Annotated in this window: 14 protein-coding genes; 9 read left to right on the forward strand and 5 right to left on the reverse strand. The window is 37.0% G+C overall.

The annotated features are described in order from the left end of the window. Positions 1-149: 149 nt before the first annotated feature. Both dnaE and trxA read left to right on the forward strand, forming a co-directional pair. Positions 150-3,827, forward strand: a complete 3,678-nt coding sequence (gene dnaE, locus EO766_RS03215) for a DNA polymerase III subunit alpha (RefSeq protein ID WP_287100671.1) — start codon at positions 150-152, stop codon at positions 3,825-3,827. 135 nt (positions 3,828-3,962) lie between these two features. Beyond that, positions 3,963-4,325 carry a thioredoxin gene (gene trxA, locus EO766_RS03220; RefSeq protein WP_502697226.1) on the forward strand — a complete coding sequence of 121 codons (363 nt, stop codon included), beginning with the start codon at positions 3,963-3,965 and terminating at the stop codon, positions 4,323-4,325. A gap of 60 nt (positions 4,326-4,385) precedes the next feature. Here the strand turns inward: trxA and EO766_RS03225 are convergent, their stop codons facing one another. Next, a complete protein-coding gene (locus EO766_RS03225) occupies positions 4,386-5,642 on the reverse strand; it encodes a nucleoside permease (RefSeq protein ID WP_287100672.1) in 1,257 nt (418 codons plus the stop codon). A 185-nt stretch (positions 5,643-5,827) separates the two neighbouring features. Here EO766_RS03225 and mqnE point away from each other — a divergent pair, with 185 nt between their 5' ends. Continuing rightward, positions 5,828-7,006, forward strand: coding sequence for an aminofutalosine synthase MqnE (mqnE, locus tag EO766_RS03230; RefSeq protein ID WP_287100673.1), 1,179 nt, complete (start codon positions 5,828-5,830; stop codon positions 7,004-7,006). 34 nt (positions 7,007-7,040) lie between these two features. Here mqnE and EO766_RS03235 read toward each other — a convergent pair whose 3' ends face one another. Next, the gene (locus tag EO766_RS03235) at positions 7,041-8,477 is read right to left on the reverse strand and encodes an L-serine ammonia-lyase (protein WP_287100674.1); all 1,437 of its coding nucleotides are present in this window, start codon (positions 8,475-8,477) and stop codon (positions 7,041-7,043) included. Between the two features lie 121 nt (positions 8,478-8,598). On the opposite strand from EO766_RS03235, the gene EO766_RS03240 reads away from it, so the two are divergent. Both EO766_RS03240 and EO766_RS03245 read left to right on the forward strand, forming a co-directional pair. Then, complete coding sequence (locus EO766_RS03240) at positions 8,599-9,795, forward strand: serine hydrolase (RefSeq protein WP_179853756.1); 1,197 nt, start codon at positions 8,599-8,601, stop codon at positions 9,793-9,795. A gap of 95 nt (positions 9,796-9,890) precedes the next feature. Beyond that, positions 9,891-11,087, forward strand: coding sequence for a pyridoxal phosphate-dependent aminotransferase (locus tag EO766_RS03245; protein ID WP_074420217.1), 1,197 nt, complete (start codon positions 9,891-9,893; stop codon positions 11,085-11,087). Positions 11,088-11,218: 131 nt separating this feature from the next. On the opposite strand, the gene EO766_RS03250 is transcribed toward EO766_RS03245, so the two are convergent. From EO766_RS03250 to EO766_RS03260, 3 genes are all read right to left on the reverse strand, one after another. Beyond that, on the reverse strand, positions 11,219-12,208 hold the full coding sequence (locus EO766_RS03250; protein ID WP_074420216.1) for a YpdA family putative bacillithiol disulfide reductase: 990 nt from the start codon (positions 12,206-12,208) through the stop codon (positions 11,219-11,221). Positions 12,209-12,256: 48 nt separating this feature from the next. Continuing rightward, positions 12,257-13,843, reverse strand: coding sequence for a peptide chain release factor 3 (locus tag EO766_RS03255; RefSeq protein WP_074420215.1), 1,587 nt, complete (start codon positions 13,841-13,843; stop codon positions 12,257-12,259). Between the two features lie 272 nt (positions 13,844-14,115). Further along, positions 14,116-14,724 carry a GNAT family N-acetyltransferase gene (locus tag EO766_RS03260; protein WP_287100675.1) on the reverse strand — a complete coding sequence of 203 codons (609 nt, stop codon included), beginning with the start codon at positions 14,722-14,724 and terminating at the stop codon, positions 14,116-14,118. Between the two features lie 83 nt (positions 14,725-14,807). Here EO766_RS03260 and glmS point away from each other — a divergent pair, with 83 nt between their 5' ends. The 4 genes from glmS (at position 14,808) to EO766_RS03280 (ending at position 20,191) form a co-directional block, all read left to right on the forward strand. Continuing rightward, entirely contained in the window at positions 14,808-16,646 is a 1,839-nt protein-coding gene (gene glmS, locus EO766_RS03265) for a glutamine--fructose-6-phosphate transaminase (isomerizing) (protein ID WP_074418147.1), read from the forward strand. Between the two features lie 24 nt (positions 16,647-16,670). Beyond that, positions 16,671-18,908: a DUF4954 family protein gene (locus EO766_RS03270; RefSeq protein WP_074418157.1), complete on the forward strand. Its 2,238-nt coding sequence runs from the start codon at positions 16,671-16,673 to the stop codon at positions 18,906-18,908. 86 nt (positions 18,909-18,994) lie between these two features. Then, positions 18,995-19,648 carry a hypothetical protein gene (locus tag EO766_RS03275; RefSeq protein ID WP_074418148.1) on the forward strand — a complete coding sequence of 218 codons (654 nt, stop codon included), beginning with the start codon at positions 18,995-18,997 and terminating at the stop codon, positions 19,646-19,648. A 69-nt stretch (positions 19,649-19,717) separates the two neighbouring features. Next, on the forward strand, positions 19,718-20,191 hold the full coding sequence (locus EO766_RS03280) for a 23S rRNA (pseudouridine(1915)-N(3))-methyltransferase RlmH (protein ID WP_074418149.1): 474 nt from the start codon (positions 19,718-19,720) through the stop codon (positions 20,189-20,191). Positions 20,192-20,206 lie beyond the last annotated feature (15 nt).

Genomic DNA, 20,206 nt, shown 5'->3' on the forward strand with positions numbered 1-20,206 from the left:
TAAGCAACCCTTTTTTAAGCTGCCCAAACCTGCACAACTTTTATCCATTCAACTTTATAACACCGGAATTGTGGATAAATTTTTCAACTTCATTTGCCTGCCGAAAGCAGTACATTTGACTTTTGAATGGTTTCAAATTTTCAACAGTCATGCCTAAATTTTCACATCTACATGTTCACTCGCAATATTCCTTACTCGATGGGGCAGCTTCCATCGGTTCACTTTACAAAAAAGCGGCCGCTAATAACATGCCGGCTGTGGCTTTAACTGACCATGGAAATATGTTTGGCGTATTTGATTTTGTGAATCAGGCCTGGAAAAACACAAAAGTAGTTGGTAAAGATACCAATGGTAAAGATATATTAGAACCTGTTATTAAGCCTATTGTGGGTTGCGAATTTTATGTGGTAGAAAACAGGCATATTAAAACTTTCACTAAAGAATTAAAAGACCACCGCTACCATCAGGTATTGCTGGCTAAAAATAAACAAGGCTACCAAAACCTCATTAAATTAACCTCATTGGGATTTATTGAAGGCATGTATAGCAAGTATCCCAGAATTGACAAAGAATTAATTCTGCAATACCATGCAGGCCTCATTGCCACCACCTGCTGCATTGGCGCTTATGTGCCACAAACCATTTTAAAAGGCGATACTGCCAAAGCTGAACAGGAATTTAAATGGTGGTTAGATATTTTTGGCGAGGATTATTATATTGAATTACAACGCCACAACATTAAAGAACAGGAAATCATCAACCATACCCTTTTACAGTTTTCCAAAAAATACAATGTTCCGGTAATAGCTACAAACGACAGCCACTATACTGAACGTGACGACTACAATGCACATGATATTTTATTGTGCGTAAATACCGGTGAAAAACAATCTACACCGGGTTTTGATGATTTTGTAAATGATGAAGTGCAGATCAAAAACCGGCGTTTTAAATTTCCGAACGATCAGTTTTATTTTAAAACACCGGAAGAAATGGCTACCCTGTTTGCCGACATTCCGGAAGCCATTGACAATACCAATGCCATTGTAGATAAAATTGAAGTACTGAATTTAAAAAAAGATATTTTACTGCCGGCCTTCCCTATTCCGGCTTCTTTTAAAATTCATGATGATGATAATTTGAACCAGTGGGAATATTTAAAACACCTTACTTATGAAGGAGCCAAACAACGTTATGGCGAAATAAATGCCACAACCCAAGAACGTATTGACTTTGAATTGTTTACCATTAAAACCATGGGCTTTGCAGGCTACTTTTTAATTGTAAGCGATTTTATTAAGGCAGGCAGAGACATGAAAGTGTTTGTAGGCCCGGGCCGCGGTTCTGCCGCCGGTTCGGTAGTGGCTTATTGTATTGGCATTACCAATATTGACCCCATTAAATACAATTTATTGTTCGAGCGGTTTTTAAACCCCGATCGTAAATCAATGCCCGATATTGATACCGACTTTGATGATGATGGCCGTCAGAAAGTAATTGATTATGTGGTTGAGAAATATGGAAAAAATCAAGTGGCACAAATTATTACCTATGGTACCATGGCTGCCAAAAGCAGCATTAAAGATGTTGCCCGGGTAATGGATTTGCCGCTGGCCGAAGCCAATATGCTGGCTAAATTGGTGCCCGATAAACCCGGAACCGAATTAAGAAGAGTTTTACATGCACCCATCACCGCCAAAGAGGGCGAAAAATCATTAGAAGAAAAAGAAGGATATACTCAGGAAGATATTGAGAACATTAAAAAACTCAGGGAAATTTATGCCGGAGATGATATTCGTGCCCAGGTTTTAAAAGAAGCTGACAGACTTGAAGGCAGCATCCGCAATACCGGTGTACATGCTGCAGGCATCATCATTGCCCCAAAAGATTTAACGGAACTGATTCCTGTTGCTACTGCAAAAGACTCTTCTTTATGGTTAACACAAATTGAAGGCAGTAGTATTGAAGAGGCCGGTGTGATTAAAATGGACTTTCTGGGCTTAAAAACGCTTTCAATTCTTAAAACCGCACTTGAATTAATCAAACAAAATCATCAAATAGAAATTGATTTAGATACCATTCCATTAGATGATGAAAAAACTTTTCAATTATATCAGAAAGGTGAAACCAATGGCACATTCCAGTTTGAAAGTGTTGGTATGCAAAAATACCTGCGTGAATTAAAGCCCGATCAGTTTGATGATTTAATTGCCATGAACGCATTATACCGCCCAGGCCCTATTGCTTATATTCCAAGCTTTATTGCCCGTAAACAAGGACGGGAACAAGTGGTATACGATATTCCGGAAGCAGAACTATACCTGAAAGATACTTATGGCATTACCGTTTATCAGGAACAGGTTATGTTATTGAGCCAGAGTTTGGCAGGTTTTAGCAAAGGCGATGCCGATGTGTTGCGAAAAGCAATGGGTAAAAAACAAAAAAGTGTGCTTGATAAAATGAAAGCGCAGTTTATTGAGGGCGGTAAAGCCAAAGGACATTCAGCAGATGCTTTGGAAAAAATATGGACTGACTGGGAGGCCTTTGCTCAGTATGCTTTCAATAAATCGCACAGTACCTGTTATGCTTTTGTGTCGTATCAAACTGCCTATTTAAAGGCACATTATCCGAGAGAATACATGTCGGCTGTTCTAAACCATGCAGGAAGTATTGATAAAATTACTTTTTTTATGGAAGAGTGTAAGCGAATGGGTATCAAAGTTTTGGGGCCGGATATTAACGAATCGTTGAAAGGCTTTGCCGTGAATAAAAAAGGAGAAATTCGTTTTGGATTGGGTGGCATTAAAGGCGTAGGTGATGCCGCTATTGAAAACATTATTGAAGAGCGCAATAAAAACGGGCAGTTTAAAGATATTTTTGATTTTATTAGAAGGGTCAATCAACGTTCTGTCAATAAAAAATCGATGGAAAGTTTGGCATATAGCGGTGCGTTCGACTGTTTTCCACAAATGAATCGGGCACAATTTTTTGCCAAAGGCGATGGAGATAAAATTAGCAATCTGGAAAAAATTATTAATTATGGTGCTGCCAGTGTACAAATAAAAAGTGGTACTGCCAATACTTTGTTTGGAGAACTGCCTGTTGCCATGGAAATTCCGGTACCCAAAATAGCTGAATGTGAAGAGTGGCCTTTAACAGAAAAATTAAACTATGAAAAAGAAGTAACGGGTATGTTCATGAGTGGGCATCCATTAGATCATTACCGGTTTGAATTGCAACATTATCAAATTATTGAAATTGCAGAGTTTAATGAAGTAAAAATGGATACCAACCTCATAAAACAAGCTGCCAATTTAACGGTACGCATAGCAGGTTTAATTGTAGATGTACAACACAGGGTAACCAAAACCGGCAAAAATTTTGGCTCATTTATCATTGAAGATTTTTCAGGAAAAACAGAATTCACCCTTTGGAGTGAAGATTATGTGAAATTTCAAAACTATTTGGAAAAGGGCCAAAAAGTATTTCTCTCAGGCAATTTCAGGCAACGTTATAAAAGTGAGGAAAATTTTGAATTTAAAATTAACCAGCTCTATCTGTTAGAAACCCTGAAAGAACGAACTACCCGTATGCTCGAAATCAATATGGAGCCAGTTGACCTAACAAAAGAATGGATTGATTTTTTAGCCGAAAATGTGAAAGCATATCCGGGAAGAACACTTTTAAAATTTAACATAATTGATAATGCTGAAAACCTGAAAATTAGTTTATACAACAATGAAGTAAGTATTTTACTGAATGATGATTTAATTCAGTTTGTACAAAACCATCCGGAAGTACAGGTAAATGTGCATTTGCAAAATTAATGGCAGAATCAGCAACTGACGATTTGCCTCATATTAGGGCAAAATGGCTGAAAACAAACGTTTCAGTCATCACAAAGTCATAATTAACAGTGGTGTATAACTGGTTTCAAACATATTGTAAGTTTGGATTTATTTTTGCGACAAATTAAGAAATTATTCATAACCATAAAAAATTGTACAATGGCTTTAGAAATTACAGATGCGAACTTTCAAACAGAAGTTTTGGCAAACGATAAATTAACTATGATTGATTTTTGGGCAGAATGGTGTGGCCCTTGTCGCGCTATTGGTCCGGTTGTAGAAGAGCTGGCAAAAGAGTATGAAGGTGTGGTTAAAGTGGGCAAATTAAATGTTGACCATAATCCGCAAGTAAGTTTAAACTATGGCATTACCAGCATCCCTGCTATCCTGTTTATTAAAAATGGAGAAGTAGTTGATAAATTAGTGGGCGCACAACCCAAAGCCAATTTTGTGAAAAAAATTGAAGCGCATAAATAAAATAGATTGACTCAATTTCAATGAGGCCGTCCCAACAGTAATGAAGGCGGCCTCATTCTTTTAATGTTGCATTTGCAATACTTCTTCCGGCCTGTGTTTATGCCGAAACAGCAGCAAAAATAATACTGCAATAATAATGGCATATACAGAAAACGACATCCAGATACCATACCAATCAAGGCTTTTATCGCTATGGGTAAAAAATTTGGAGATGGCATAGCCACTGATACGACTTCCCAATAAAGCACCTACTCCATTAGTCATCATCATAAAAATTCCCTGTGCGCTGGCACGTATTTGTGGTTTTATCTGCGTATCTACAAACAAAGAACCGGTTATATTGAAAAAATCGAAAGCCATTCCATAAACAATGCAGGAAAGAATAATCATCCACAATCCATTACTAGGATTGCCATATGCAAACAAACCAAAACGCAATACCCAGGCTAACATACTCAACAACATCACTATCTTAATTCCAAACTTTCTAAGAAAAAAAGGAATGGCCAAAATAAACAAGGTTTCAGAAATTTGAGAAATAGACATAATAATAGCCGGAAATTTTACGGCGATGGTATTTTTGTAGGCATTAATCTTTGCAAAATCATGCAGAAAAGTATCACCGTAAGCATTCGTTAATTGCTGGGCAGCACCCAAAAGCATAGCAAAAATAAAAAACAGTGCCATTTTGTATTGTCCAAACAGAGAAAAGGCCTTTAACCCCATCATGTCGGCAAATGATTTTTTCTCACCGGTTTTTGCCTGCGGCGGACATTTGGGTAAAGTAAATGCATATACACCAAACAATAATGATGCGATAGCAGCCACATAAAATTGACTGGCAGAAGTTTCAATATGCAATAAACTTACAATCCACATGGCTACAATAAAACCAATGGTACCCCATACTCTGATGGGAGGAAAATCTTTAATAATATTTTTCCCGTTTTTAATTAATGCAGTATATGAAACCGTATTGGCCAATGCTAAAGTTGGCATATAAAAAATCATATACAATAACAGTACCCAGAAAAAAGTATCGGGATCATTTACCGCAGGTAAATAAAACAATATTGCAGCACCTGCTAAATGACAAAAAGCCAACAATTTTTCGGCATTTATATATCTGTCGGCAATAATTCCCATAATAGCCGGCATAAAAATGGCAGACATGCCCATAGTTGAAAAAATTTTACCAAAATCCTCTCCCGTCCATTGTTTGTTTTGAAACCAATAAGCACCCACAGTAATTAACCAGGAACCCCAAATAAAAAACTCTAAAAAACTAAGCAAAATCAATCTAAACTTAATATTCATTGCATTTGTTTTTCTTCTTGCATAAAATAGATGGCAGTATTTTAAAACGCCAGGCAACTCCATTCAGAGCAAGCAAGGTTAATAATAATTTAAACCGGAAGATAGTAATTTTTGGTTATCGCTTAACATTCCCTTCATGTAAACAATTATAATGGTAGTTTTGCCTGTTAAAAAAAAGATAGAAGATGAAAGCAACTGTATATAACTCCTCGGATATGCTGATTCAAACAGCAGATAAAAATTTACAACCCATTGCCGAAAAAATATTTGCCAATCAGCGTATCAGTTTTGAAGAAGGTGTACAATTATTTGAAAAAGGCTCTTTACCATTTTTAGGTGCATTGGCCAACTTTGTACGAGAACAAAAGCATGGTGATAAAACTTATTTCAATCGTAATTTTCATATCGAGCCTACCAATGTTTGTGTGTTCAGTTGTAAATTCTGTGCCTATTCCCGTTTATATGCACACCGCGAAGAAGGCTGGGAACTGAGCATTGAACAAATGCTGGATATTGTGAAAAGCTATGATGGTAAACCGGTTACTGAAGTGCATATTGTGGGGGGTGTTCATCCTAAAATGGATTTACAGTTTTTTACCACGCTGTTGAAGGCCATTAAAGCACATCGCCCCGATTTACACATTAAAGCATTTACTCCCGTTGAGTTGGATTATATGTTTAGAAAAGCCAAAGTTTCTGTTGAAGAAGGCATGCGCATAGCACATGAAGCAGGTTTAGACTCATTACCCGGTGGCGGTGCAGAAATTTTTCATCCGGAAATACGTACCCAAATTTGTGCAGACAAAGTAGATGCAGATGGCTGGTTACACATTCATAAAGCGGCGCATCAATTAGGCATGCATACCAATGCCACCATGTTGTATGGCCATATTGAAAAATACTGGCACCGGATTGACCACATGGAACGTTTGCGTCAATTGCAGGATGAAACCGGCGGGTTTAACACATTTATTCCTTTAAAATTCAGGAATAAAGACAATGACATGAGCCATGTGCCGGAATCAACCATTGTGGAAGATTTAAAAATGTATGCAGTAGCAAGGCTGTATTTAGATAATTTCCCGCATATTAAAGCCTATTGGCCTATGTTGGGCAGAAAGAATGCACAACTTACACTTCAGTTTGGTGTGAATGATATTGACGGCACCATTGATGATTCTACCAAAATTTATTCAATGGCGGGAAGTGAAGAACAAAATCCAAGCATGTCAACCGCCGATTTAGTTACCCTGATTAAACAGGTAAACCGCCAACCTGTAGAAAGAGATACACTGTACCATGAAATAAGAGATTACAGCAATTTAAGTTACGATGCTATTGTTGCCAATCCATTATTGAATTAATCTAATCTATTCAGTTCAATCATGTGTTAGCACATCAACATTCGCTTAAACCCAATGGAATATTTACAGCAAGACCACCATCGGAGGTTTCTTTGTATTTGCTGTTCATATCTAAAGCCGTATCCCACATGGTTTTAATTACTTTGTCTAAACTTACTTTGGCAAAATCTGGCGCACTTTGTAAAGCCAGTTGCGATGCGGTAATGGCCTTAATGGCACCCATGGTATTGCGTTCAATACAGGGTATTTGTACCAACCCGCCAATGGGGTCGCAGGTTAAACCCAAATGATGCTCCATGGCAATTTCTGCAGCCATTAATGCCTGTCGCTGGCTACCTCCCATACATTCAGTTAAAGCAGCGGCTGCCATGGCACTGCTTACACCAATTTCGGCCTGACAGCCACCCATTGCCGCTGAAATGGTTGCCCCCTTTTTAAATATCGATCCAATTTCGGAAGCGGTTAACAGAAAACGAATAATTTTATCGGTTTCATTTCCATTACAAAAACAAATAAAATATTGCAATACGGCAGGTATTACACCGGCAGCACCATTGGTAGGAGCTGTAACTACCCTGCCAAACGATGCATTTTCTTCATTTACCGCCAAAGCAAAACAACTTACCCAATCTAATGTGTATTGAAAGGCGTTGCCGCCAGCCTGTATTTTAGTAAGCCAAATATCATAATCCGGCGCAAGGGTTCCACCCATTAATTTTTTATTCAGCTCAAATGCCCTGCGTTTTACTTTTAATCCACCCGGTAATTCGCCTTGTGTATGGCACCCTCTGTAAATACAATCTCGCATGGTTTCCCAAATATGTAAAACGCCTTCGCGAGTGGCCTCTTCACTACGCCACGCCAGTTCATTTTCCATCACCACATCACTAATGCTAAGGCCTTTCATGCACCAACGCAATAAATCATTCGCCCTATTAATCGGAAAAGGCAATTCAACCTGATGATGTGTGGAAGCAAGCTCCTCACCTTCCTTCACAATAAAGCCTCCACCAATAGAATAATAAGTAGCACAAATTTCTTGACCATCACTTAATGATATCAAAAAAGAAAGACCGTTTGGGTGATAAGGCAACGTTTCCTGTTTCAAAAAAATAATATCATTTTCAGGTTGAAAATGAATTGCTATTTCATTGCCTAAATACAAAGTGCCCTGTTCTCTAATTTGAGCCACTTTTAGAAGAATGGAATTTACATCAATCGTTTCAGGATTTTCGCCACAAAGCCCCATCATTACAGCAATATCGGTACCATGCCCGTGCCCTGTTTTGGCTAAAGAACCATACAGTAACACTTGCATTTTTTGTACTAACTGTAATTGATATGCAGTCTGTAAATTATTAACGCATTGCAAAGCTGCTTTCCATGGCCCCAATGTATGCGAACTGGAAGGCCCCACGCCTATTTTAAAAATATCGAACACTGATATAGACTCATGTACCTGATTTGCCATTGTGCAAAGTTAGGAACCGGCTTCATGTAATGTTACAGGATTTGTATATTTGGAAATGCTTCAAAAAATGTTTATTTTTTTTATCATCGCAATATTGTTTGCCTGCAATACCCCTAAAAAAATGATGCAGAATATGCTTCCGGTTAATTTTTTAGAAACCTTAATGCAACAACATCCCGACCAATTTTCAGCCATTTTACAAAACCGGCAGGCATATAATGTTCAAATTATTTACACCCAAATTAACCGTGATAAAAACAACCAGCCCATCCTTACAGAATATCATTTCTACACTTCCAACAACTATTTCTATCCGGCCAGCACGGTAAAAATGCCCATTGCTTTTTTGGCATTAGAAAAATTAAATGAAATCAATATTTCCGGCGTTAATGCAAACACCACTTTAATTACCGATAGTAGTGCACCCCAACAAAGTTTTGTTTTTACACAGCCAACCGCTATTGATAGCCGGCCTACCATTGCCAATTACATCAAACAAATTTTTTTGATAAGTGATAATGATGCATTTAACCGCCTTTATGAATTTTTAGGACAAAAAACCATCCTGAATCAACTCAAACAAAAAGGTTATCCCAATGCCATTATCCGCCATCGGCTACAGGTAAGTTTAACGGATGAGCAGAACCGCCAAACCAATGCCTGCTCTTTTTACGACACTTCAGGTAAACAGTTATGGCACCAACCGGCGCAATATAACGATGGTCCATTGCCGAACCTAAATGTGTTTTTAGGAAATGGTTATTACAATAATGGAACATTGGTTCACCAACCCTTTAATTTCTCAGAAAAAAACAGGGTGTATTTAGAAGATTTAACGCATATACTCCGCTCCGTTATTTTTCCGGAATCTGTTCCGCCTCAAAGCAGGTTTAACTTAACAGCCACCGACAGACAATTTCTGTTACATTGGATGAGCGCCTACCCCCGCGAAAGCAATTATCCTAATTATGATACTATTGCATACTGGGATGCTTATTGCAAATTTTTAATGTATGGTTCACAAAAAGGGTCTTTACCCAAAAACATCAGAATTTTTAATAAAGTAGGCGATGCTTATGGTTTTTTAACCGATGTAGCCTATATCATCGATACCCAAAATAAAATAGAATTTATGTTGAGTGCAACCATTTCCTGCAATTCAGATGGCATTTATAACGACGATCAATACGATTACGATTCCATCGGCTATCCATTTATGAAACACATCGGACAACTGCTTTACCAATATGAGTTAACAAGAAAACGGACATACGTGCCAGATTTATCGGAATTTATATTCGATTACCAAAAACAGTAAATTTTATTTAGTTTTTTCAGTTTCTGCTGAAAATTCTCTAATAAACCTGTTCAGTAATTAAGTACATTTGGTGCCATTTAAAAAGCAATTGAATCATGAGCACCAATTTATCTACTTTACTACTGCGTTTCAGCGAACCCGAAACACTTAAAATGGCCAAATTAGGTCGCGAACTAAGGGCAAAAGGCATTGATGTAATTGACCTGAGTTTGGGAGAACCCGATTTTGATACCCCCCAACATATAAAAGATGCAGCCATTAAAGCCATTAACGACAACTGGAGCCATTACACACCTGTTGCCGGATTTGCCGATTTAAAAGAAGCCGTTTGCACCAAATTAAAACGCGATAACCATTTAGATTATAAACCCGAAAATATCATTACCTCAACCGGCGCCAAACAAAGCTTAGCCAATGCCATTTTAGCCTTGGTGGATGAGGGTGATGAAGTAATTATACCCACACCGTATTGGGTTACTTACTCTGAACTGGTTAAAATTGCCCGTGGCCATGTTGTTGAAATAAGAACTACGGTTGAAAATAATTTTAAAATTACACCACAACAATTAGAAGCGGCTATTACTTCCAATACCCGTGTTTTCATGTTCTCATCGCCATGCAACCCTTCCGGCGCTGTTTATACCAAAGAGGAACTGGTTGCTTTGGTAAAAATATTTGAAAAGCATCCAAAAATCACCATTTTATCTGACGAAATTTACGAATACATTAATTTCATTGGTCAACATGAAAGTATTGCGCAATTCTCTTCCATCAAAGAAAGAGTGGTGGTGATTAACGGATTAAGTAAAGGCTTTGCCATGACGGGCTGGCGCTTAGGTTATATTGCAGCCAATACAGATATTGTAAAAGCCTGCGAAAAATTACAAGGCCAGTTTACCAGCGGCACCTGCTCTATCACTCAAAAAGCAGCTGTAGCAGCACTTACCGGCGATTTGGCACCTTCACGTGCCATGACTGCCGAGTTTGCCCGCCGCAGAGAAAAAACATTAGCATTGGTAAAGAGCATTCCGGGTTTTAAATGTTTTGAACCACAGGGTGCATTTTACGTATTTCCTGATGTAAGTGCTTATTATGGTAAAAAGAATGGCACTGAAACTATTGCCAATGCGGCCGATTTAAGCATGTTCTTACTAAACACAGCACATGTTTCATCCGTAATGGGCGATGCTTTTGGTGAACCCAACTGTATTCGATTCTCTTTTGCCAACAGCATGGAAAATATTGAAAAGGCCTGGGCAAGAATTAAAGATGCACTTGCAACTTTGCAATAAACTAATTACCAACGGGATGGTATTGTTGTACCCGGCATTATATACCATTGTGCAGTTTCGTTGCGTCGCACACTTGTACGTTCTGTTCAGTATGCAGCCACTACAAAATACCATCCCGCTTATTATTTATATTATGTATTTTTTGCGGCAATATGATTCAAAATTTTAATCGCATGTTCCCGCGAATTTTCAATAAATAACCGGTGTGTATTCAAACCACCACAAACCACACCGGCTAAATAAATGCCGGGTACATTGGTTTCGTGTGTGTTTTCATCATAAGATGGTTTCTTTACCCCATCATCCGACAATTGAATACCCATTTGCTGCAGGAATGAGAAATCGGGCTGATAACCCGTAGCTGCAATCACCCATTGGTTGGGAATGGTAACCGCACCATCCGGCGTTTGAATATGTACCTGATGTGGTTCTATAGCCGTAATAACAGAATTAAAATATGCCCTGATAGAGCCTTCTTCAATTCTGTTGATGATATCTGGTCGTACCCAATATTTTACCCTTTCACCAATCTGGCTTTCCCGAATTACCATGGTAACGTTTGCGCCCTTACGCCAGGTTTCTAATGCAGCATCAACTGCCGAATTATTGGCACCTACCACAATCACCTGCTGAAAAGCATAAAAATGAGGATCTTTATAATAATGCGTAACTTTTGGTAAATCTTCCCCCGGTACATTTAATAAAAAAGGAATGTCATAAAACCCTGTTGCAGTAACAATATTGTAACTGTGATAAGTAGCCTTTGAAGTTTTTACCTCAAAAACAGGTTTATTTCTTTCCTGTAACGGCTTGACACACAATACTTTTTCAAACAAATGAATATTGAGTTGTTCTTTAATGGCCACTCGCCTATAGTATTCCAAAGCTTCATTACGAGTAGGCTTTGACGCAATGCTCACAAATGGAACGCCACCAATTTCTAACTTTTCAGAAGTTGAGAAGAATGTCATATTCATGGGATAATGGTACAATGAATTCACCAGACATCCTTTTTCAAGAATTACATAATTTAATTGATGTGTTTTTGCTTCTAATGCACAAGCCAAACCAATGGGTCCGCCACCAATAATGATTACATCGAGTATTTCAGATTCGTTCATCGCAAATATTTAATACGAATTAGGGTCAATTCATTTATTCAACAAAAGTTACTTATGAATTTCACTGCTAAAGTGAAAAATAATATCCGGGTTATTGGTAATTTCCGTATTCAAAAACCATTCGCTTTGTGCCAGGTATACCGGATGTCCATCTTTGTCTTCTACGGTATTCTGTTGTTTAAACCTAAGAAAATCTTCTAATTTTTTTGCATCATTACTGGTAAGCCAACAGGCTTTATAAAAAGGCAGCGATCTGAACTCAACCGCAGCGCCATATTCCTGCAATAACCGGTATTGAATCACCTCAAACTGCAACTCACCAACGCATCCAATAATCTTTTTGGTTCCCCCAAATTGAGAAAATAACTGCGCAACACCTTCATCAGTTAACTGCTGTATACCTTTTTCAAGTTGTTTGGCTTTCATTGGATCCTTATTCACCAATTCCTTGAATATTTCCGGAGAAAATGTGGGTATACCCAGAAAATAAAAGTTGGCTCCCGCTGTAAGTGTATCACCAATTTTAAAATTTCCGGTATCAAACAAACCCACCACATCACCAGGATAAGCATCTTCAATCACATCTTTACTTCTTGCCAAAAATGAATAGGGATTATTAAAGCGAATATCTTTATTCAACCGAACATGATGGTAATATTTACTACGTTCAAATTTACCACTGCAAACTCTCAAAAAAGCTATTCGATCTCTATGACGGGGATCTAAATTGGCATGTATTTTAAAAATGAATCCACTAAATGTACTATCATCTGGAGCTACCGATCCTTTTGAGGTAGCCCTGTTTCTCGGTGTAGGTGCAATATGAATAAAAGTATTCAACATCTCCTGCACCCCAAAATTATTCACAGCACTACCAAAGAATACGGGCGCTACTTTTCCTGCTAAATAATCATCAATCACCAAATTGCCATGTACACCTTCAATCAGTTCCACATCCTCTCTTAATTGCGCAGCATCGCGTTCACCAATTTTATTGTCAACAATTGGGCTATTCAAATCATCAATTTGTAATACATCCTCATCATCTGCTTTGGTGCCGGCAGTAAATAGCAATAAATTTTTATTGGTAATATTGTAAACCCCTTTAAAATCTTTCCCACTATTAATGGGCCATGTCATGGGATGTAAAGCAATATTCAATTCTTTTTCAATTTCTTCCAACAAATCAAAACGGTTTTTGCCATCTCTGTCCATTTTATTGATGAACACTATAACGGGTGTGTCACGCATTCTGCAAACCTCCATCAACCGGCGGGTTTGCTCTTCTACCCCATTTACACTATCAATAACCAATACCACACTATCCACTGCAGTTAAAGTTCGGTAAGTATCTTCTGCAAAATCTTTATGGCCGGGTGTATCTAATAAATTAATTAAATAACCTTCATATTCAAAGGTCATTACACTGGTAGCTACAGAAATTCCACGCTGGCGCTCAATTTCCATAAAATCGCTGGTGGCATGTTTTTTTATTTTATTACTTTTTACAGCCCCTGCTGTTTGAATAGCACCCCCAAATAATAGTAATTTTTCAGTAAGTGTTGTTTTTCCGGCATCGGGGTGAGATATAATGGCAAAGGTTTTTCTTCGTTCTATTTCCTGTTGATAATTCATTGATTAATGCGCAATTACTTTTAATTTTTTATAAATAGGAGCCGCAAAGGTACAAAATTGAGGTGTTATGAGCTAAATTGCCATTTTCAATAAATCAACGTCTACATAAGTGTGTAACTAACTACAAACAAGTACCCAATTTTTTGTTGATATGCAATTCTTATTGAAATATGATAGAACAATTGAATCAATTAAGAATAAAATAAAGCCTTTGTTGCATAGACCATTTTGCATAAAACCAAAAATAAATACGAACTAATCAATTTAAAAAATCATATTATTTTACACTGCTCCTCCAACCTTTGTTTCACCCCTTCCATCCATTCATTTCTTAAGATACTCAATACCATTGAATCTCTCCTTCTCCGGTTTGCACTCAATGCATTGTTACGCAAAATCCCTTCCGTGGTAAAACCTATTTTTTTCATGGCAGCAATACTTCTTTTATTTAACGTATCTGCCCTGGCTTCTACCCTTTCAAACATTATCGTTTCAAAAGCAAATGAAAGCAGTAAATATTTACAGTGCAAATTCAAACCAGTTCCCTGAAATTTTTTTCCATACCAGGTATACCCCAATTGCATAGTTGCATGTGCGCTTTGAATATCATAAAATCGGGTGCATCCTGCGTATTCCTGCCACTTTTTATCGTACACAATAAACGGATAGGAAATACCTGTTTTTCTATCCATCAAAGCCTTATCGATGTATTGTTTAAGCAAATCATCACCGGCAGCAGACTGAATAGAATATTGCCATAACTCTGGCTCATGTTGCGAAAAAAAACGCAGATATACCTCATCATTTTGTTGTAAACTACGCAATTTTACGCGTTCATCTTCCAACACAATTTCATCTAAAAAAGGAAATACAAGTTGCATGCAAATAGAGTATTTATGCATGAACATACAAATTTTTCCATTAAAATTTAGGATATTGCACACTCATCTTAAATTCGATTATTATGTGTGGAATTGTTGGTTATATCGGTAAAAGAGAAGCTTATCCGGTTATTATTAAAGGCTTAAAACGTTTGGAATACAGAGGCTACGACAGTGCAGGTGTTGCATTGGTAAATAATGGCGCTTTAAATGTGTACAAGAAGAAAGGAAAAGTAGCTGAACTGGAAGAAGAAGCACTTGGCAAAAATGTACATGCACATATTGGTATTGGGCATACACGTTGGGCTACTCATGGAGAGCCCAGCGATAGAAACGCACATCCGCATGTCAGCAACAATGGTAATCTGGCCATGATTCATAATGGTATTATTGAAAATTACGTTGCTATAAAAAATGATTTACTGAAAAAAAGCTATCACTTTACCAGTGATACAGACACGGAAGTATTACTGAATTTTATAGAAGACATTCAAAAGAACAATAGTTGCAGCTTAGAAGAAGCTGTTCGTATCGCTTTAAAAAGAATTGTAGGCGCCTATTGTATTTTATTGGTAGATAAAAACGATCCTGAAACTATCATAGCTGCCAGAAAGGGCAGCCCGTTGGTAATTGGCATAGGTAAAGGGGAGCATTTTTTAGCCAGTGATGCCTCTCCAATTATTGAATATACCAAAGAAGTGGTGTATGTAAACGATTATGAAATTGCCATTGTTAAACCCGATGAGCTTACTTTAAAAAATTTAGGCAACGAGAAACAAACCCCTTTCATAACGCAATTGGATATGGATTTAGCTGCCATAGAAAAAGGCGGTTATGAACATTTTATGCTGAAAGAAATTCACGAACAGCCTGAAACCATTCACGATTGCTTACGTGGCCGATTGTTACCCGATGTTGGAAAAATTATGATGAGTGGTATCGAAAACCATATTGAAGCACTTACACAGGCACAACGTATCATTATTGTGGCTTGTGGTACCAGTTGGCATGCCGGTTTAATTGCAGAATATATGATTGAAGAATTATGTCGCATCCCGGTAGAAGTTGAATATGCCAGTGAATTCAGATACAGAAACCCTATCATACACCAGGGAGATGTTATTGTTGCCATTTCACAAAGTGGCGAAACAGCCGACACATTGGTGGCATTAGAAAATGCAAAAGAAAAAGGTGCTTTTATTTTTGGAGTTGTGAATGTAGTAGGCAGTAGTATTGCCCGGTTAAGCCATGCAGGTGCCTATACCCATGCAGGGCCTGAAATTGGCGTAGCCAGTACCAAAGCATTTACCGGTCAGTTAGCCGTATTGGCAATGATGGCTTTTAAAATAGGTTTGGCCAAAGGCACGTTATCTTATGAACGTTATAAAGCACTCATGCATGAATTAGAAGCCATTCCGGAAAAAGTAAAAGAAATTTTAAAAGATACATCCAATATTCAAAGTATTGCAGAAAAATATAATAATGCGCACGACTTTTTATTTCTTGGCCGGGGATACAATTTCCCCGTTGCATTGGAAGGCGCTTTAAAACTGAAAGAAATTTCTTATATACATGCCGAAGGATATCCGGCGGCAGAAATGAAACATGGTCCTATTGCACTTGTTGACAATACCCTACCCGTTGTATTTGTTGCAACCAAAGACCGCTATTATGAAAAAGTAATTAGCAATGTGCAGGAAATTAAAGCACGTAAAGGCATTATCGTAGCTGTTGTAAGCGAGGGTGATACAGTATTACCCGGAATGGCGGATAATATTATGTATGTACCGGATGCCGATGAAATTGTAGCACCTTTATTAAGTGTTATACCACTTCAATTGCTCAGTTATTATGTAGGGGTTACAAAAGGATACGATGTAGATAAACCACGCAACTTAGCCAAAAGTGTTACCGTTGAATAATGAATGATCTTAAAATTAAAACAAATGCCTGAAAATAATATTCAAAAAATTCCCATGCCACAATTGGGATATAATTTTATTCCTTTGCAGTTTTTGCCAAAAGGTAAAGATGAATATTATTTAAGAGATACCCAGAACAGAAGCGGTATACAATACAGGCGCTTAACGGCATATGAAATTGAAGCTTTGGTTAAAAACAGAAATACCAGTGACGACTGGAATAATATTCTGGTATCCGATGCATTCAATCCTGAATTGGTAAAAAATTGTAAATTTTTTGGGCTGGTTAGAATTGGTAAACTGGAACCGGTTTGCCTTAACTTTAGTGATTTAACCATTCCTGTAGGTTTATACAACTCCATCATCATTAGTTGCGATATTGGTGATAATGTAGTAATTGACAATGTAAATTATCTTTCGCATTTCATTATTGGCAATGAATGTATTTTGGCCAATATTAATGAAATGGTAACTACCAACCATGCTAAGTTTGGAAATGGTATTGTAAAAGAAGGGGAAGACGAGGCCATTAGAATTTGGATGGAAATTTGCAACGAAAATGGCGGCAGAAGCGTAATTCCATTCAATGGCATGTTACCCGGCGATGCTTATTTATGGAGCAAATACAGAGACGATTCTATTTTGCTGCAGCAATTTAAAAATTTTACTGAAAAGCAGTTTAACCAAAAAAGAGGATACTACGGAAAAATTGGCAGCAGAACTGTTATTAAAAACTGTGCAATTTTAAAAGATGTTTGGATTGGTGAAGATGCCTATATTAAAGGCGCAAATAAATTAAAAAATTTAACCATTAATTCTGGTAAAGAAGGGCAAACGCAAATTGGTGAGGGTTGTGAACTGGTAAACGGCATTATTGGTTATGGATGCAGAATATTTTATGGTGTTAAGGCGGTAAGATTTATTATGGCTTCGCATTCCCAATTAAAGTATGGTGCAAGATTAATTAACTCATATTTGGGCAATAATGCTACTATTTCCTGCTGTGAGGTACTGAATTCACTTATTTTTCCCGCACATGAACAACACCATAATAATTCATTTTTATGTGCGGCACTTTTAATGGGACAAAGCAATATTGCAGCGGGTGCCACTATTGGTTCAAACCATAACTCCAGAGGTGCAGATGGCGAAATGGTGATGGGCCGGGGCTTTTGGCCGGGTTTATGCGTTAGCCTGAAGCACAATTCAAAATTTGCCAGTTATACTATTTTAGCCAAAGGCGATTATCCGGCTGAATTAAACATCACTTTACCATTTTCATTGGTAAGTATGGATAATGAAAAGAACCAACTTGTTATTATGCCGGGCTATTGGTTTATGTACAACATGTATGCATTGGCACGTAATAGTTGGAAATATATTGACAGAGATAAAAGGCAGGAAAAAATTCAATACTTAGAATACGATTTTTTGGCCCCCGATACCGTCAATGAAATGTTTCAGGCATTAGAAACATTAGCATATATTACCGGAAAAGCTTATTTCAATAAAGAAGCGAATAACAGCCAAAATGATGCAACAGTCTGTATTGCAAAAGGCAAGTGTTTATTAGAACAAAGAGATTTGGATACCATTGAACAATTAGAAATTGTATTACCCGGCGTAGAGAATACCAAACGCAAAACCGTTGTAATAAAAGTTTATCAGGCGTACGATTTATACAAAAAGATGATAGCCTACTATGGAGCCAATCATCTTTTAGGATGGATAACATCCAACCAAATCGATAGCATTGCAAGCTTAAAAAAATCATTCACAATCACGAAAAGAAATGAGTGGATCAATGTAGGCGGGCAATTGATGGAAAATGCAACTGTTGAACAATTATTAACCCACATTAAAAAAGGCATTATCAAAAACTGGGAAGATGTACATGATTTTTATCAATTGCAAGGCCAAAAATATCCTTTTGAAAAAACCATGCATGCATTGGCCTCCCTTACGGAACTGTATAATATTGACTGGAAGAAAGTGGATGATTCATTTTTATTGCAATTATTCAATGAAACGCTCAAAACAAAAACCTGGATTACTGAACAAATATATCTTTCCCGAAAAAAAGATTATATCAATCCTTATCGAAAAATGGTGTATGGTTCCGATGCTGAAATGGAAGCCGTAATGGGTAAGCTATCGGATAATACTTTCATTAATCAACAAAATAAAGAACTGAAAACCTTTAAAAAGAAGTTGCAACAATTAACAGAGCAACTGCATTTATCAGAAAATGCTAAAAAATAAAGGGGTAAGAAAATTTAAACCACTACCCCGGCAGATAAACTTCATTCTAATTTGTTGGTTATATTCGTGGTTCGCAAAACTATACTATGGATTCCATCTTTTTTTCAAAGAAGGGTTTAATTGCTTTATTATCGTTTACCCTTTTAATTACATTTATTTTTTACTATTTTTTTGCCATTAAAATTGACAAGGAATATAGCAAATTAATTTATAGTGAAGCCCGCTTTAATGGCATTAGTCAAAATATATTGCAATCATCCAATGCAAATTGGTCATTATTCCTGCAAACTTCATTGAGCAATACACCTAAACATACAAATGAAAACTGGCAGCAGGTTATTGCACAAAACAATGCCCGTTTCGATAGTATTTCTAATCAAAACCTGTTACACCAAAACGACGGATTCATTTTAGATAGTTTAAAAATAGCCAGAAAAAAGTACAATACACTTATTGCTTATTATTACAATCACCTGCCACAAAACAAAGATTCTGTTCAATTGATTATTGAAAGTGTTTTAAATCCGGCATTTCAACAATACCAACAATTTTTAAACAATTTTTTGAAAGCACACAACGATGACATGTTGGAAATGAGTAATCAATTTACTTTCAAAAATTTGTTCAAAAGCAAATTGTATTTATTAATTGGCTTAATACCTGTTTTTTTGCTTATTTTTCTTGCAATGATAGTATTCATTTATGTATTAGTAATTAGTTATGAGATTATTAAAATTTAAAAAGCACCTGATGTTATCAATCAATTAGCAACAACTAATGATAATGTATCCGGTTTTAAACAGTATAACATGAAAATTCAATTCTGGTCGGTAGGTAAACCACATGAAACATTTGTGCAAGCCGGCATTGAAGATTTTACCCAACGCATTCAAAACTATTTTTCTATTGAATGGGTGATCATAAAACCGGTAAAAAATGCGGCCACACTGTCAGTATCTGAATTAAAAAAAGAAGAAGCCACCAAGCTTCTTAATATTTTACAAAAAGATGATTATCTGATTTTGTTGGATGAAAGAGGGCAACAATTTACCTCCGTTGCATTGGCCGAATTTTTTCAACAAAGAGCCAATACAGGTCATAAAAAAATTATTTTTTTAATAGGCGGTGCATTTGGTGTGGATGATGTAATTTTAAACCGTGCTGATTTTGTGTGGAGCCTGTCAAAATTAGTTTTTCCGCACATGTTGGTACGGCTAATTTTAGCAGAACAGGTATACCGGGCATGTACTATTTTAAAAAACGAAAAATATCATCACCTTTAAATAGCTGCTCAATCA

The sequence above is a fragment of the Hydrotalea sp. AMD genome, from assembly GCF_004100315.1.
GTDB classification, from domain to species: domain Bacteria; phylum Bacteroidota; class Bacteroidia; order Chitinophagales; family Chitinophagaceae; genus Hydrotalea; species Hydrotalea flava.

Coding starts and splice junctions, on each gene's coding strand:
- dnaE (WP_287100671.1), top strand. CDS start 150: ATGCCTAAATTTTCACATCTACATGTTCACTCGCAATATTCCTTACTC.
- EO766_RS03225 (WP_287100672.1), bottom strand. CDS start 5,642: ATGAATATTAAGTTTAGATTGATTTTGCTTAGTTTTTTAGAGTTTTTT.
- mqnE (WP_287100673.1), top strand. CDS start 5,828: ATGAAAGCAACTGTATATAACTCCTCGGATATGCTGATTCAAACAGCA.
- EO766_RS03235 (WP_287100674.1), bottom strand. CDS start 8,477: ATGGCAAATCAGGTACATGAGTCTATATCAGTGTTCGATATTTTTAAA.
- EO766_RS03240 (WP_179853756.1), top strand. CDS start 8,599: ATGATGCAGAATATGCTTCCGGTTAATTTTTTAGAAACCTTAATGCAA.
- EO766_RS03245 (WP_074420217.1), top strand. CDS start 9,891: ATGAGCACCAATTTATCTACTTTACTACTGCGTTTCAGCGAACCCGAA.
- EO766_RS03250 (WP_074420216.1), bottom strand. CDS start 12,208: ATGAACGAATCTGAAATACTCGATGTAATCATTATTGGTGGCGGACCC.
- EO766_RS03255 (WP_074420215.1), bottom strand. CDS start 13,843: ATGAATTATCAACAGGAAATAGAACGAAGAAAAACCTTTGCCATTATA.
- EO766_RS03260 (WP_287100675.1), bottom strand. CDS start 14,724: ATGCAACTTGTATTTCCTTTTTTAGATGAAATTGTGTTGGAAGATGAA.
- glmS (WP_074418147.1), top strand. CDS start 14,808: ATGTGTGGAATTGTTGGTTATATCGGTAAAAGAGAAGCTTATCCGGTT.
- EO766_RS03270 (WP_074418157.1), top strand. CDS start 16,671: ATGCCTGAAAATAATATTCAAAAAATTCCCATGCCACAATTGGGATAT.
- EO766_RS03275 (WP_074418148.1), top strand. CDS start 18,995: ATGGATTCCATCTTTTTTTCAAAGAAGGGTTTAATTGCTTTATTATCG.
- EO766_RS03280 (WP_074418149.1), top strand. CDS start 19,718: ATGAAAATTCAATTCTGGTCGGTAGGTAAACCACATGAAACATTTGTG.